This is a genomic window from Nocardia aegles, from assembly GCF_052545135.1.
This window is the reverse complement of record NZ_JBQWRI010000001.1, coordinates 969,496-984,474: the sequence shown is the minus strand read 5'-3', so window position 1 is coordinate 984,474 and position 14,979 is coordinate 969,496. Positions and strand designations below refer to the sequence as shown.

At 69.6% G+C, this 14,979-nt stretch carries 14 protein-coding genes and 1 pseudogene; 7 read left to right on the top strand and 8 right to left on the bottom strand.

Annotated elements, in window-relative coordinates:
• Positions 1 to 34 precede the first annotated feature (34 nt).
• Entirely contained in the window at positions 35 to 1,279 is a 1,245-nt protein-coding gene (locus tag ACT89H_RS04815) for a PucR family transcriptional regulator (protein WP_445107222.1), read from the bottom strand.
• A 233-nt stretch (positions 1,280 to 1,512) separates the two neighbouring features.
• Between ACT89H_RS04815 and ACT89H_RS04810 the strand changes: the two are divergent.
• The 4 genes and pseudogenes from ACT89H_RS04810 to ACT89H_RS04795 form a co-directional block, all read left to right on the top strand.
• Positions 1,513 to 1,689, top strand: a pseudogene (locus ACT89H_RS04810) (L-glutamate gamma-semialdehyde dehydrogenase); the annotation flags it as partial.
• A complete protein-coding gene (locus ACT89H_RS04805; RefSeq protein ID WP_445107221.1) occupies positions 1,689 to 2,648 on the top strand; it encodes a proline dehydrogenase family protein in 960 nt (319 codons plus the stop codon). The pseudogene ACT89H_RS04810 and the gene ACT89H_RS04805, both read left to right, overlap by 1 nt.
• A gap of 48 nt (positions 2,649 to 2,696) precedes the next feature.
• Positions 2,697 to 4,115, top strand: coding sequence for an amino acid permease (locus ACT89H_RS04800; RefSeq protein WP_445107220.1), 1,419 nt, complete (start codon positions 2,697 to 2,699; stop codon positions 4,113 to 4,115).
• Positions 4,116 to 4,238: 123 nt separating this feature from the next.
• Positions 4,239 to 5,648, top strand: a complete 1,410-nt coding sequence (locus ACT89H_RS04795; protein ID WP_445107219.1) for an amidase — start codon at positions 4,239 to 4,241, stop codon at positions 5,646 to 5,648.
• On the opposite strand, the gene ACT89H_RS04790 is transcribed toward ACT89H_RS04795, so the two are convergent.
• Both ACT89H_RS04790 and ACT89H_RS04785 read right to left on the bottom strand, forming a co-directional pair.
• Positions 5,645 to 6,076 carry a nitroreductase/quinone reductase family protein gene (locus tag ACT89H_RS04790; RefSeq protein WP_445107218.1) on the bottom strand — a complete coding sequence of 144 codons (432 nt, stop codon included), beginning with the start codon at positions 6,074 to 6,076 and terminating at the stop codon, positions 5,645 to 5,647. The genes ACT89H_RS04795 and ACT89H_RS04790 overlap by 4 nt on opposite strands.
• Before the next feature lie 95 nt (positions 6,077 to 6,171).
• Entirely contained in the window at positions 6,172 to 6,591 is a 420-nt protein-coding gene (locus ACT89H_RS04785) for a TIGR03668 family PPOX class F420-dependent oxidoreductase (protein WP_445107217.1), read from the bottom strand.
• Between the two features lie 163 nt (positions 6,592 to 6,754).
• Between ACT89H_RS04785 and ACT89H_RS04780 the strand changes: the two genes are divergently transcribed.
• Both ACT89H_RS04780 and ACT89H_RS04775 read left to right on the top strand, forming a co-directional pair.
• Entirely contained in the window at positions 6,755 to 7,171 is a 417-nt protein-coding gene (locus ACT89H_RS04780) for a hypothetical protein (protein WP_445107216.1), read from the top strand.
• Positions 7,172 to 7,380: 209 nt separating this feature from the next.
• On the top strand, positions 7,381 to 7,779 hold the full coding sequence (locus ACT89H_RS04775) for an NUDIX hydrolase (RefSeq protein WP_445107215.1): 399 nt from the start codon (positions 7,381 to 7,383) through the stop codon (positions 7,777 to 7,779).
• 44 nt (positions 7,780 to 7,823) lie between these two features.
• Here the strand turns inward: ACT89H_RS04775 and ACT89H_RS04770 are convergent, their stop codons facing one another.
• Positions 7,824 to 8,699: a hypothetical protein gene (locus ACT89H_RS04770; RefSeq protein ID WP_445107214.1), complete on the bottom strand. Its 876-nt coding sequence runs from the start codon at positions 8,697 to 8,699 to the stop codon at positions 7,824 to 7,826.
• Positions 8,700 to 9,063: 364 nt separating this feature from the next.
• Here ACT89H_RS04770 and ACT89H_RS04765 point away from each other — a divergent pair, with 364 nt between their 5' ends.
• Positions 9,064 to 9,585: an OmpA family protein gene (locus ACT89H_RS04765; protein WP_445107213.1), complete on the top strand. Its 522-nt coding sequence runs from the start codon at positions 9,064 to 9,066 to the stop codon at positions 9,583 to 9,585.
• A gap of 40 nt (positions 9,586 to 9,625) precedes the next feature.
• Here ACT89H_RS04765 and ACT89H_RS04760 read toward each other — a convergent pair whose 3' ends face one another.
• The 4 genes from ACT89H_RS04760 to ACT89H_RS04745 all read right to left on the bottom strand — a co-directional run bounded on the left by ACT89H_RS04760 (position 9,626) and on the right by ACT89H_RS04745 (position 14,813).
• Positions 9,626 to 10,894 (bottom strand): cytochrome P450, encoded by a 1,269-nt coding sequence (locus ACT89H_RS04760; protein ID WP_445107212.1) that lies wholly within the window; start codon positions 10,892 to 10,894, stop codon positions 9,626 to 9,628.
• A 63-nt stretch (positions 10,895 to 10,957) separates the two neighbouring features.
• Positions 10,958 to 12,358, bottom strand: a complete 1,401-nt coding sequence (locus ACT89H_RS04755) for an NAD(P)/FAD-dependent oxidoreductase (RefSeq protein ID WP_445107211.1) — start codon at positions 12,356 to 12,358, stop codon at positions 10,958 to 10,960.
• Positions 12,355 to 13,578: a cytochrome P450 gene (locus tag ACT89H_RS04750; RefSeq protein ID WP_445107210.1), complete on the bottom strand. Its 1,224-nt coding sequence runs from the start codon at positions 13,576 to 13,578 to the stop codon at positions 12,355 to 12,357. The genes ACT89H_RS04755 and ACT89H_RS04750 overlap by 4 nt, the downstream gene beginning before the upstream one ends.
• The gene (locus ACT89H_RS04745; RefSeq protein WP_445107209.1) at positions 13,575 to 14,813 is read right to left on the bottom strand and encodes a cytochrome P450; all 1,239 of its coding nucleotides are present in this window, start codon (positions 14,811 to 14,813) and stop codon (positions 13,575 to 13,577) included. Before ACT89H_RS04745 ends, ACT89H_RS04750 begins: the two co-directional genes overlap by 4 nt.
• Between the last annotated feature and the right edge of the window lie 166 nt (positions 14,814 to 14,979).

The following is a 14,979-nucleotide window of genomic DNA, read 5'->3' as shown; positions in this document are numbered from 1 at the left end:
GACGCACGGCGGTCGCGACTCGCCCGGGCCGCCGTCAACCCGATGCCGCGGGCGGGCCCGGGCTGCGGTGCAGGGCGAGCTGGATCTCCAGCAGCAGGCGGTCGGCGGGGTCGTCGAGGTCCATGCCGAGAATCTCCTCGACCCGGCGCAGCCGGTAACGCAGCGTGTTCGGATGCACACACAGCACCGCGGCGGCGGCGCGCACGTCGCCGTGTTCGCGCAAGTAGGTTTCGACGCTGTCGCGCAGGCTCGCGGAATGCTTGCGGTCGTAGTCGAACAGCGCACCGAGCCGCGGATCCCGCAGTTCCGTTCGTGATCCGATCAGGTCGAGCACCTCGCCGAGCAGCACCGCGGTCCGCGACTCGGCGAGGGTGGTCACCCGGCTCGCGGGCGATGCGGCGGTGCGGTCCAGAACCCGATCGACCTCGGCGCGCGCGGCGGCCACCCCGCCGAGATCGGGCACCGGGCAGGCGATCGCGGCCCGTAGCGACAGCGACCGCTGTGCGTCGAACTGCTCGATCAGTTGACCGGTCCAGGCCGTCACCGCCTGCGCGGATCGGTAGCCGGGCAGCAGCACGTAGACGCGGTCACCGATCGCGGTCGTCACCGAATCACCGCGAAAAGAACTGGCGCGCAAGCGGAGTGCGCCCAGCGCAGCAGGCTCGGCGCCCGGCGCCTGCTCCCCCGCCGTGAGCGCGAAACCGATCACCGCGGCCGGACCGGCCGACGGTAAGTGCAGCGCGTTCGCCACCGCCGCGGCATCGACCGCCGCACCAGCGCCGAACAGCCGACCGATCAGCAGCGCCTCGGTGGTCGGCGCGTCCAGTCTCCGGGAGATCAGGCGTCCCACGATGGCCGCGGCGCCGCGCAGGATCTCCGCGGCGTCCGGTTCGAACGGCCGAGCGCCCTGCTGGAGCCAGATCGCGCCGAGCACGCGCGGAGCGCGGGCCTGCGCGTCCGCGGGCCTGCGGATACCGATCACCAGCCTGCGCTTGATGTTCAACTCGTCGTGGGCGGGCACGTCGACGACCTCGTCGGTGTCACGCAACCGATCGAACACGCCCCACTGCCGCAGCAGGGCCAGGTACTCCCGCGGTCCCTCGCGGCCGAGGATCGATCGCACGCGCAACTCGTCGGCGGTCTCGTCGGACGCCGAGTACGCGAGCACACGCGACTGCGGATCCTCGATCGACACCATCCCGCCAGCGTTGTCCGCGATCATCTGCGCCAGCGCGAACAGGTCGACCTCCGCGGCGAGCTCGTCACCATCCGCGCCCACGTTTCCGTCCTTCGGACAACTCGACAACACACTTGCTTCATCTTTGTTCAATCTGCTCATTATCTGGGCAGTTTTCCGGTGTTGACTACCCAGTACCGAAAATTCATCTGACAGATGGAGGTCCCATGGATGCCGTCGCGTCCCCGCCCCCGCCGGTCGACGAACCGGTGGGCAGCGTCGCGCCGGGCACCCCGGGCCTGACCATCGCCACCGGCGGCCACACCGACGACAGCAACGACACACCCACCGGGGCGGTCGTCGGCCGGCAGCCTTTCGGCGGGTCGCGCCCCTCTGGCCCCGACGACAAGGCAGGCTCGGCACAGCACCTGCTGCGCTGGACCTCCGCTCGCACGATCAAGGAAACCTTCGTCCCCGCGACCGACCACCGCTACCCGCACCAGGAGTTGTGATGGCCTTCTCCGGACTGCTGCGGCCCGCCGTGCTGGCGGCCTCCCGTTCCCCGCGCATGGAGCGCGCGATCACCCGCATCCCGGCCACCAAGAAGCTGGTCGACCGTTTCGTCGCGGGCGAGACCGAGGGCGACGCGGTCGCCGTGACCTCGGCACTGCTCGGCTCCGGCCGCTCGGTGACCATCGACTATCTCGGCGAGGACACCACCGATCTCGACCGCGCTCGCGGCACCGTCGCGCACTACCTGCGGCTGCTGGCGGCGCTGGCCGAGCTGGGCGCCACCGACGACGCTCCGGTGCCGCGGCTGGAGGTCTCGCTCAAGCTTTCCGCGCTGGGCCAGTCGCTGCCGCAGAACGGATACGCCATCGCGCGGGAGCACGCCTACGAGATCTGCACGGCGGCGAAGGCCGCCGGAGTCTGGGTGACCGTGGACGCCGAAGACCACACCACCACCGAAGCGACGCTGGCGATCGTGCGCGAGCTGCGCTTGGACTTCCCGTGGCTCGGCACAGTTCTGCAGGCCTATCTCAAACGCACCGAGGCGGACTGCCGCGCCTTCGCGGGTCCGGGTTCACGGATCCGCTTGTGCAAGGGCGCCTATCGTGAACCCGCGGCGGTGGCCTATCAGAGCCGATCAGCGGTGGACGAGTCCTACGTGCGGTGCCTGCGGGTCCTGATGGAGGGCACCGGTTATCCGATGATCGCCACGCACGACCCGGCGCTGATCGACGCGGCGCTGCGTCACGTGCGGGAAAGCGGCCGGAAGTCCGGTGATTTCGAGTTCCAGATGCTGCACGGCATCCGCGACTCCGAACAGCGGCGCCTGGCCGGAGCCGGTCACACGCTGCGCGTCTACGTGCCCTACGGAGACCAGTGGTACGGCTATTTCATGCGCAGGTTGGCCGAGCGCCCGGCCAATATCGCGTTCTTCCTGCGGTCACTCGGCCGCGACCGCTGAGCGAGAGCGCGAACGGTACCTGTGGTCGGCCGCCACTTACGCAGCCAGATGACGCGCCGCAAACCGCTCGGCGAGGTCGAGACCGCCGCCGCTCCGGCCGACGAACAGCTGTCGCGGTCACTGGGTTTGTGGCAGCTCACCGCGATCGGTGTCGGCGGCATCATCGGCGCGGGCATCTTCACCTTGGCGGGTGCGGTGGCGCACTCGGTCACCGGACCTTCGGTGGTGATCTCGTTCCTCATCGCCGGTGTGGCGAGCGCCGCCGCCGCGCTGTGCTACGCCGAGTTCGCCGGGATGGTGCCCACGGCCGGGTCCGCCTACACCTACGGATACGTGTCGCTGGGTGAGATCGCCGGCTGGTTCATCGGCTGGGATCTCCTGCTGGAATACGTCGCGGTCGCGGCGGTGGTGGCCATCGGCGTCTCAGGGTACTTCAGATTCCTGCTGGAACAGGTCGACATCGCACTGCCCGAGTGGATGATGGGCGCTTCGGGCACCGGCGAGGGCCACGTCGTCGACGTGTTCGCCATGCTGTTCTGCCTGGGCACGGCCTGGCTGCTCGCGCGCGGCATCCGCAGCGTCGGCCGGTTCGAGGCCGTCGCCGTCGGGATCAAGGTCGCCCTTGTCGTGCTGATCATCGTGCTCGGCGTGTTCCACATAGACAGCTCTAACTACACCCCCTATTTCCCGTTCGGCGCCGGCGCGGTGTGGACGGGCGCGGCCACCGTCTTCTTCGCCGTGTTCGGCTACGACGCGATGAGCACCGCAGCCGAGGAGTCCATCGAGGGCAAGAAGCATCTGCCGAAGGCGATCATCTATTCGCTGGCCATCGCGATGGTCCTCTACGTGCTGGCCACCTTGGTGCTCACCGGCATGCAGAACTACACCGAGATCAGCCCGGCCAGCGGGTTCTCCACCGCGTTCGAGTCGGTCGGGCAGCCGGGCGTCGCGAACGTCATCGCGGTCGGGGCCATCGTCGGCATCGTCACCGTGGTACTCACCTTCATGCTCGGCGTCACCCGCGTGTGGTTCGCGATGAGCCGCGACGGGCTGCTGCCGGAGTGGTTCGCCAAGACCCATCCGGTCCGGAAGGTGCCCACCCGGGTGACCTGGATCGTCGGCATCGGATCGGCGCTGATGGCCGGGCTGCTGGACATCACCGTGGTGGCCGAGCTGACCAATATCGGCATCCTGATGGCGTTCATCGTGGTGTCCGTCGCGGTGATCGTGCTGCGGCGCACCCGCCCCGACGAACCGCGCGAGTTCCGCCTGCCGTTCATGCCGGTCGTCCCGCTGACCGGCATCGGGTTCTCGCTGTATCTGATCTGGTCGCTGCCGTGGCAGACCTGGACGCGTTTCGTGATCTGGCTGGTCGTCGGCTTGATCGTCTACTTCACCTACTCGCGCGGGCATTCCAGGCTGGAGCGTACCCGGCCCGCCGCGACGGAAGGCCCGGCGACCTCCTGACCCCGGTCGTCGGGCTGGTCCGCGAGTACCCCATTGCGAAACGGTCGCCGGCCTGCCTACGGTCGACAACATCGGCATCGGCGGCAGCCGCGACGTCGCGCGGCTCGGAAGGAGCGGTGGCGGATGGATCTGCGGGAGGTCGTGGCGGCGGGTGTGCTCGAACAGCGCGAGTTGCTGGCCCAGGGCGCACTTTCGGCGGAGCAACTGGTCGAGGCGACGCTCGACGAAATCGACGCCGCGGCGGCTCTCGGCGCCTTCACCCATGTCCTCCGGGACGAGGCCAGGGCCGAGGCCGTCGAGCGGGACCGTGCGCGGGCAGCGGGCGAGGCGGTCGGCCCGTTGCATGGGGTGCCGATCGCGGTGAAGGACGAATTCGACGTCGCCGGCGTGGTGACCACCTTCGGCACCAGGGCGAATGCCACGCCCGCGGTGGCGGACGCCGAAGTCGTGCGCAGGCTGCGCGCGGCCGGGGCGATCATCGTCGGCAAGACCACGATGCCGGAATTCGGGCAGTGGCCGTTCACCGAGTCCAGCACCTTCGGCGTGACCCGCAATCCGTGGGACCCGAGCCGTTCGGTGGGCGGATCGAGCGGCGGGTCCGCCGCGGCGGTGGCCGCCGGACTGGTGTCCGCCGCGCTCGCGGGCGACGGTGGCGGGTCGATTCGCATCCCGGCGGCATGCTGCGGATTGTTCGGTCTCAAGCCGCAACGCGGGCGCGTGCCGATGTCCCCCAACGAGCACCTGTGGTGGGCGTTGGGCGCCGCCGGGCCGCTGACCCGCGGCGTGCTGGACTCCGCCGTCGTCTACGACGTCATCCGCGGCACTACCCCCATCGACCGATTCCGGGCGCCGGAACCGGCGACCTCGTTCGAGGCGGCGGCACGCGAACCGGCCCGGCCGTTGCGCATCGGCTACAGCACCAAGCCGCACGCCCTCATGGCGAAACTCGATCCGCACCATGTGCGCGCCCTCCGCGACACCGCGAGACTGCTCACCGAACTGGGCCACACGGTGGCGGAGGTCGACCCGCGCTACCCGGAATCAATGCACGCATTCTTCCCGCAGTTCTTCGGCGGCGTGCGCGCCGAACTGGCCGAGATCGATCATCCGGAACTGCTCGAACGCCGCACGAAGCAGACGGTCGCGGTCGGTGCCTGGGCGCGCAGGCCGGTCGTCGAATGGGCGATCCGGCGCGGCGAGGCGTTGACGCGCGCGATGGACCGCGTCTTCGCCGAATGGGATCTGCTGCTGACTCCCACGATCGCGATCCGCCCGCCCCTGCTCGGCGTGCTCGACGGGGCGAATACGGTACGAGCTCAGCTCGCCTCGATTCCGATGGTCGCCTACACCGAACTGTGGAACGTCACCGGCCACCCCGCCGCCTCGCTGCCCGCGGGGGTGGGCGACGACGGGCTTCCGTTGTCGGTGCAGCTGGTCGGCCCCACGAACGGCGAGACGACGATTCTTCCGGTCGCCGCGCAACTCGAGCAGGCACGCCCGCATCCCCGCCCGGTGGCCCTATCGCGTCGCTAGTTCTTCGGCGTCAACAGGACCAGCGGAATCTCGCGCGTGGTCTTGGTCTGATAACCGGCGTAGACCGGCTGCGCGGAGGTGACCCGGGGCCACAACACCGCCCGCTCCTCGGCGGTGGCCACCCGTGCCGTCATCGGCACCTTCGGCCCGCTTCGCACCGATACGACGACGTCCGGGTTGTCGCGCAGGTTCAGCAGCCACGCGGGATGGGCGGGGTCGCCGCCGCGCGAGGCGACCACGACGTAGGTGTCGCCGTCCACGATCGGCGCCGTGAGCATCACCGCGTGCGGACGACCCGATTTGCGGCCGGTGGTGGTGAGCTCGAGCGACGGCATGCCGGCGAAGTCGTTGCCCAGCCTCCCGAAACTGATCGTCAGTAGGACGCGATGCGCCGTATTCATGGCCTTCAGCGCGAAATTCGAGGGCATGCGATCCTCACGATCGGCTCGACGGGTGGTTCGGCTCGACGACCTCCGCACCCGGAGACCGCGAATCGGACTGTACTCGAACCGGCGCGGCTCGCTCAGCGGGCGGACCATCCCGACCAGCGCGCCACGTCGATGGCTATCACCGGACCCGGTGGCGGCTGCCGTTCGTACTGGGGGTAGCGCGCGGTCAAGCGGCGGATCGCCGCTTGCGCCTCCACCCCGTCGGCGATGCGGGCCGCTCCGTCGGCGCGGACCCACCACAGCTGGGTCCAGTCGTCGCCGTAGCGGTCGACCAGCACGGCGACCGCGGGGTTCGCCGCGATATTGTCCAGTCGGCGCAGCGCCGTTGTCGACTTCGGCTTCGCGTCGACACTGGTATAGACGACTTCCCCGGCCACCGCGAAGACGATGGGGACCACATGGGGGCGCAGTTGCGCCGAAACGGTCGCCAACCGCGCGACCGGACTGGTCGCGAATCGTTTGCGGGCTTCCTCGGAACTCAACCGCACACCCATCTCCTAGAGCTCGCCATCCCCGGAAATCGGGGATCGAGTACGTTCCGCCCCCTAGGCAACCGGACATTTGCCGTGAAATCGCGGCGATCGACCACTCCCACGCTACGGTCGAGTCAATGTGTGACCCGTCAAGAGGCTATGTCGCCAGAAGGTGGAGGCGGTCGTGGACATCGATATCACTGCCCGGCTGAACCTAGCGTTCGAGATGTGGGAGCGTGCGCACGGGCGCCCGCTCGCCGACGATGCGGTCGAGACATGGGTGACCGCAGCCGGGTACGACCTGCAACCAGGTCACCTGACGAAAGTTCGACGCGGCCAGGTCGCCACGCTCCCGGAGCAGGCCCGCGCCGGGCTGGCGCATGTGTTCGGGCTCGACCCCAACTATTTCGTCTACGATCCCGGCCCCGACCGGGCCTGCGACGCCGAAGTGATCGCGCACCTGGACAATTCGGCCCTGCGCCGACTCGGACAGGCCGTGAACGGCGTCTCGCTGCGCACCTTGCTGTACCTGGAGTCCGTCGCCGAAGTGCTCCGCCAGGCCGACGGCCTGCCCCCGTGCGAGCAAACCGCACAACTCTGATCGAACGACAGCGGCTCGGCTTCGGCCCCCGGGAAGCGCTCCCGCACGAAGCACCTTCCGCCCATCGTCCGCGTCATCCGGACATCGACACGGCAGCGGAATCGCCGGCCGCAAGCACGTTCCCCGGAATCCACCCGGGTCGCCGCTCCGGCATACCTCGGGCCGAATTCGGTTGGCGCCGCGTTCGGACCGCTCAGTACAGTGGGCCGGTGATTCGCACCGCCGCGCTGGCCCATGTCCGGGATCGTCGCCTGCTGCAGGCGCGCTCGGTCGGCAAGGACGTCTTCTACATGGCCGGCGGCAAGATCGACCCCGGCGAGACGCCCGAGGCCGCACTGCACCGCGAGGTGCGCGAAGAACTCGGCGTCGGCGTCGTCGCCTACGACGAGCTCGGCGTGTTCCACGCCGAGGCGTACGGGCACGCCCCCGGCACCCCGTTGCACATGACGTGCTTCACCGCGGAACTCGACGGCGAGCCACGACCCACCAGCGAGGTCGCCGAGCTGCGTTACTTCACCGTGAGCGAGTACGCCGCCATGGACCATGTGGCCCCCGGCTCGATGCTGGTCTTCCGCAGGCTGCACGAACTCGGCCTGATCGACTGGTAATCCGCGAAAAATTCTGGTGCGCAACGACTTTCGTCTGCGGACGCTCACAGGCCGTTCTGCTGCGGACCGCGCAGGAAGGCGCCGAGGGCGGTCTCGTCCAGGGCGAGTGCCTCGACGACCGACGCCGCGCCCACGATCACCACCGACAGGACGAAAAGCCAACTGACCGTGGTGAAAGCCAGGCCGAGCGGACCGAAATGCGCTTCGGCGTTCGCCGTGGTCCGCGGCAGGACCACCCGCCCCACCGCGTGCATCGCGGTCAGACCGGCCGCGGTGAGCACTCCCGACACCCACGACAGCCGCCCTCTCAGCGCTCCCTTCGTCAGCAGGAACGGCGCGACCGTCCAGACGCAAGCCCAGACGGCCAGCTCACCGACCAGGGCGAGCGGCCCACCCGCATAGCGGATGCGTGTGAGTTCCCTGGTCTGCCCGACCAGCGCCACCGCGATCGCGACGGCGAGCAGCGCGGCGAGCCAGCGCCACGCGTCCCGGGGGCCGAGAGCGGGCACCTTCCACACGGCCGCGTAGACGCGAGCCAGTGCCCGGGCGAACGACGTGCCGCCGAGCACGACCATGAGCAGACCGACCACACCGAACGCGGCCAGTGTGGGATCGGTCGACGTCGTGCCGGTGCCGGCGCCGAGGGAGCCGGAATCGAACCCGAGCTGGTCGTTGATCGTGTCCGCCGCCGCATGCCAACCGCTGAACACGGACGCGGCGATGATCACCGGAAGCACCGACGTGAAGATCTGCGCGGCGAGGACCATCGACCGATCGACGATCTGGATCTCCGCGAAGCCTTCGGCCACCCGGCGCACGGTGCGGCCGTACGGCGTTCCGCGCAGCCATCCGGTCGCTGCCCGGCTCCGTGCCAGCGAGACTTCCCGGGCCAACGCCACGGACAATTTCACCGACCGCACCGCACTTCACTTCCTCTGCTCGCCCGGCCGCGACGGGGCGGATTCGCGCGAGTGGTCCGCTGCGTCTCGATATCCGGCCCGTTCCGAGCCGGTGATCGCCGGATCAGGCGAACCACGCATTTCGCCGAATCGACGCTACGCCCCGCGCATGGCGACTCGCGTACATTCCGGCAACAATTGCGCTGATCGTGACCGGGAAATGTGCGCACCCGCGAAACGACACTCCGGGCCGCGTGCCTGTGCAAGGATCGAGTGCACCGGCACCATTGGACAGTTGTATGCGTGCGGGCCCGTTCCCCGGCTATTCCACGCATCGCACCGAATGACGCACATGGGATTTCTCCACCGAAACAGGAGTAGGCAGATGATATCCAGGACAAGCGTCAGCGGAATCGCCGCTGTGGCCGTCGCACTGCTCATGACCGCGGCGTGCGGGTCCGATGACGGCTCGAATTCCTCGGCGACGACGACCGAGCAGACCCACCCCCTGCGCAGCAGCCTGGCCGCCACCGCCTCCTCGGCCGTGCGCTCGGGCCTGAACACCGCGCAGCAGGCGATCCAGGACGCGATCAACGCGGCATTGGCCGCCGCGCCGATCACCTTCGACAGCGGCAGCTCCGACCTCAGCGGAGCGGATGTCGCCACCATCAAAGTGGCGGCGGTCCCGCTGAAAGGAAACGACGCCAAGGTCGAGATCACGACCTATGCCCAGGACGAGAACCCCGCCACCGCCAAATCCGTGGCCAAGGCCAGGGGCGACAACATCGCGGCCGAACTCGAGTCCGCCGGCATCGAGACGTCGCGCATCACCGTGAAACCCCAGGGCAACCCGACCGACCAGAACATCAAGGTCGACGAAGCGAAGATCGAGGTGGTCGGCAGCTGACCGTTGCCATCGGGCCGCGTCCGGCCCGATGGCGACGGACTCACACGGCTGCGAAGCGGGTGGGCAGCGCCTCCAGCCCGCGGATCACGACATTCGGCTTGTACGGCGGCGTGTCCGACAGCAACTCGATGTCGCGGACCTTCCGCAACAGCACCTCCAGCAGCACTTCCATCTCCAGCAACGCCAGCGGCGCGCCGAGGCAGTAGTGGATGCCCAGGCTGAAGCCGAGGTGCTTCTTGGCCGGGTTCATCGGATCGGAGTACCGGGCGACGTCGATGCGATCGGCATCGGCGTAGGCCGCGTCGTCGCGGTTGGCCGAATTGATCAGCACCACCACGCCTTCGCCCGGCTCGAAGTCGTGACCGGCCAGCGTGATCGGGCGGGTCGCGGCACGCGTGGTGACCTGGACCGACGGTTCCAGGCGCAAGAGTTCGTCGGGTGCCGTCGCGACCAGTTCCGGTCGCTTGCGCAACGTGTCGATCGCCTCGGGGTTGCGCATCAACTGCAACGAACCGGTGCCGATCAGGTTGGCCGTGGTCTCGTGCCCGGCCACGAACGTGGTGATGCAGGTGGCGAGCAACTCCTGTTCGGTGAGCACGTCCCCGCGATCCTCGACCTGGGACAGCACACTGAGCAGGTCGTCCTTCGGGTCACGACGGCGCTCGTTCAGCAGCTGGCGGAAGTAGCCCATGAAGCCGCGCGAGGCCGCGCTGCGCGCCTTCAGCGCCTCCTCGGGCAGCGTGTAGTCGTGGTCGAAGCCGCGCGCCAGGTCCTGCGACCACTGGTGGACCTGGTCGTAGGCCTCCGGTGGCACGCCGATCAGCTCACACGCGATGATCAGCGGCAACGGGTAGGCGATCATCTCGACGAGGTCGAATTCCCCTGCCTCCAAGGCCTGGTCGACCAGTTGCTCGGTGAGTTCCAGGATCCGCGGACGAAGCCTGGTCACCATGCGCGGGGTGAAGCCCTTGGTCACCAGGTTGCGCAGGCGGGTGTGGTCCGGCGGCTCCATCCACAGGAACGAGGTGGGCAGTTCCTCGGGCGCGTCGTCCGGCGATACCGTCGGATGCATCATCGCCGCCTCCTCCGCGTGGCTCCACGCGGTGGTCGACAGGACCGCCGCGCAGTCCTCGTAGCGGGTGAGCACGTAGTGGCCCAAGGGGGTCTGGTGCAGCCGGCCCGCCTCGCGCAACACCCGGGCCGGGCGGTAGGGATCCGGCCTGCCTTCGGGACCGAAGAGCTGGATAAGGGCGGTCTGGACGGCGGAATCCGGTTCCGCGACAGCCGCACCCGCGGTTGACGAGTCCATGTCGAGTAGTTCCTCCTGTGCGGAGCACCGACGCCGGTCGGTGCTGCCGGTAGTCGAAGTGGGTCAGCGATCGGAAGGGATGGACAGCCGCGGGTCCGGCGACGAACCCGGTGCGCGCAGGGGTCCGGGACCGGTGGGAAGAATGTTCGGTGCGGCCGCACGGGTGCGGCCGCGCAGCAGTACTCGTCCCGCTATCGCGGGATGCACTAGTGCCGCGGGCGGTTCGACCAGATTCGCCACCCGCAGGAAGGTCCGGGACACTCGCGGGTCGACGTGCGCGGCGCGGTGCACGCGGGCCACATACGCGTTGGTGAGCCGCGTGCGCACCGTGCGCGGCCCCACCACATCCGGATGCGCGAGATCCGCTCCCGCCGCCAGCTGCCAGGCGACGTCGAGCGCCTTGTCCGCCGCCGCGTAGAACCGCGCGGGGAGATCGGGCGTCGGTCCGCCGGCACGCAGACACACGCGTAACGCCAGCGCCTGCTGCGCTGCGACCGCCATGCCCTGGGCGTAGAGCGGGTTGAAGCTGCACAGCGCGTCGCCGAGCAGCAGGAAGCCACGGGGCACCTCGGCACGATGCCGGTAACCCCTGCGTACCGGAGCGCGGAAGCGATGGGGCACCGCGTCGCCGAGCGGTTCGGACCGGGTGATCAGATCGAGGATGTCCGGCGCGGCGAGCGAGGCGGCGAAACGGGAGAAGCCGCCGGGGTCGGTGGGCGGATGGTCGCCGAGGATGCCGGCCAGCGTCACGTGCCAGCGGTCGTTTTCCACCCGCACCGCACCGCCGCCGCGGCCGTTCGCTCCGGTCGAGATGATCACCGACGCGTGCCCGTCGAGCTGGCCTTCGATGCGCCGGTAGAACCGCGAGGCGTAACCCAGATCCACCTCGAGCCGCTCTTCGCTGGGTGGCTCGGCGCCGAGCGCGGTGAGCCACACCGACGCCCGCGAGCCGCGGCCGGTCGCGTCGACCACGAGGTCGGTGGCGTGCGTCTCGACGCCGGCAGCACCGGACACCGACACCGCGCGCACGCCGTGCCGGTCACCGATCAAGCCGCGCGCGGTTCCCGCCACGAGCCGCGCCTGGGGCAGCTCCGAAACACGCTGCCGCAACACGGATTCCAGCAGCGGCCGGGTCGCGATCAGCGACGTGAGCCCGGTCGCGGCCGGCGCGGCCCGCAACCCGCCCACATACCATCTGGTTCCGACCAGGGCTTCGGCCCGGGTGGCGCCGCGCGCGGTCATCTCGTCGGTGAATCCGGGCAACAATTCCTCGATGATGGTGCGGCCGCGATCCAGCAGGCCGTGCAGGTGCCGCGCCTGCGGAACGCCTTTGCGCATGCCCTCGGCGTCGAAACCGTCCCGCTCGAACACCGTGACCCGCGCGAAGTGTTCGGCCAGTACGCGTGCCGCCAGCAGCCCGGCGACGCCGGCACCTAGCACGACCGCGTGCGGTGTCCCGTTCACAACGTCACCGGCAGCGACACGATGCCGCGGTGGATCAGGCTCGGCCGGTACTCGATCACCTCGGACGCCGGCGCGAGCCGCGGCGCCCGGGCGAGCAGCTCGCCGATCGCGGCCTCGGCCTCGATCCGCGCCAGCGGTGCGCCCACGCAGTAGTGAATGCCGAGGCTGAAGCCGAGATGCTTGCGCGCGGGGTGGTTTCCGGCGTAGCGGGTGACGTCGAAGCGGTCGGCGTCCGGATACACCCGGTCGTCCCGGCTGGCCGACGCGGTGAGCACCACGACTCCGTCGCCCCGGCGGAACTGGTGTTCGCCGACCACGGTGTCGGCCAGCGCGACGCGAATGGTGAATTGGGTGGGCGCGTCGTAGCGGAGCATCTCGTCCAGCGCGGGCGCGATCAGCTCGGGCCGGTTGCGCAGCAGGTCGAGCTGGTCCGGGTTGCGCAGCAGCGCGAGCATGCCGTTGCCGATGAGATTGATCGAGGTCTCCATCCCCGCCACCAGGGTGAGCAGGGCCATGCCGATCACCTCCGGCTCGGTGAGCTGGTCGCCGTCCGCGCTCGCGGCGACCAGTGCGCTCAACAGATCCGGTGTCGGGTGCTCCTTCTTCCGCTGGACCAGCCGGGCGAAGTAGCCCATGCACTCCACCGCCGCGGCGGTGCGGGCCGCCACGTCCCGTGGCCCGAGCAGCGAGTCGGGGTCACTGCCCCGCGCGATGGCCAGCTGCCACTCCCGGAACTTCGGTCCGTCGGCCGGGTCGGCGCCGAGCAGCCGGACCGGCACCATCGCCACCGCCAGCGGCACCGCCAGATCGTCGAGCACGTCGAGTTCGCCGCGGACGAGAGCCGCGTCCACGATCTCCCGCACGACCTGCCCCGCGACCGGGACCATCTCGGCCATCAGCCGCGGCGTGAACGCCTTCGCGACCAGCTTGCGGTAGCGGCCGTGCTCGGGCGGGTCCATGCGGACGAAGGAACCGGGAATCGCCGCCGTGGTGTCGCGGAACGGACTGATGCCCGCCGCGTAGCCGTGCCCCCAGTCGGCGCCGGTGAGGATCGCGGCGCACTCCTCGTAGCGGGTGACCAAGGTGACCGGCACGTCGCCGAACGCGTACGGGAACAGCGCCGCCGCGTCCCGTACCCGCCGGTAGGCCGGGTACGGGTCGGCGCGCTCGCTCGGATCGAAAGCATCGAAGGTCACATCGGCGGGCGTAACGGTGTTCATCTGGCCTCCATCCGGACACGCAATTGGGACATGCCGCGCACCACCACGTTCGGCCGGTACAGCGGTTCCTCGAGCAGGGACAGCGCCGCCACCCGGCCCGCGATCGCCCGCAGCACCACGCCCATCTCCAGCCGGGCCAGTGGCGCGCCGAGGCAGTAGTGCAGGCCGAGCCCGAAGGACAAGTGCCGCTCGGCCTTTCGACCCTGCGCATACCGCGCGATGTCGAACTCGTCGGCCCGCGGGAACGCCGCCGGATCGCGGTTGGCCGACGCCAGCAGCACGATCACCGCCTCGCCCGGCGCGAAAGTCTTTCCCGACACGGTGATCTCGTCGTGCGCGGTGCGTGTGGTCAGATGCACCGGGGCGTCGTAGCGCAACACCTCGTCCACCGCGGGCTCGGACAGCTCGGGGAAGCCGCGCAACCGCTCGAACTGCTCCGGGTCGCGGATGAGCGCCAGCACACCGTTGCCGATCAGGTTCACCGTGGTTTCGTGCCCGGCGACGACGAGGATCAGCAGCGTGCCGAGCAATTCGGTGCGCGTCAGCCGGGCGCCCGCGTCGTCGGCCTGCACCAGCGCGGTGATCAAGTCGGCGCGCGGGGCGCGGCGGCGCTGTTCGACCAGGTCGCCGAAGAATTCGCCGAAGGCGTGCACGGCGGCGGTGCGCGCGTCCAACTCCGGTTTCGACAGCAACACATCGGGGTCGAGGCCGCGCGCGATGGCCGCGGAGATCGAGCGCACGTGCCCGTGCGCCTCGGGCGGCACGCCGAGCAGTTCGCACACCATGGTCAGCGGCAGCGGATAGGCCAATGCCTCGAGCAGGTCGACGTCGCGCTCGGCGAGCATCTTCGCCATCAGGTCGTCGACCAGCCGCTCGGCGCGCTCGCGCATACCGCTGACGGTGCGCGCGGTGAACGCCTTGCTCACCAGTCCGCGCAAGCGGGTGTGCTCCGGCGGCTCCATCCAGAGAAAGGAGCCGGGCAGTTCGACCTCGCTGTCGCCGTGCAGCAGATCCGGTTCCTCGGCGTGGCTCCAGCGCGAGTCCTGCATGATCGCCTGCGCCTCGTGATGGCGGGTCACCAGGTGGGTGCCGTGCGGGCCGGGCACGAACGGGCCGGCCGCGCGCAGCACCTCGTAGCTGCGGTACGGATCGTGCCGCGTATGCGGAGCTATGCTCTCGACAACCGCCAGCTGAACCGAGGTCATTTCCTCGACCGCGGAATGGTCGGAACTCACCGGCGACTCCTGGGTAGAAATGGACGCGGCGCGGAAAAGGATGACATCCGCCGGATCGCTGCGGACAATTCCGGGACGCGGAAGAAATTTCTCGTCCATCGTGCTGCGCGGGACCGGCCGGGTGCGGCGACGATCGCCCGTTCCTATCGGACCATAGCCGAAATAC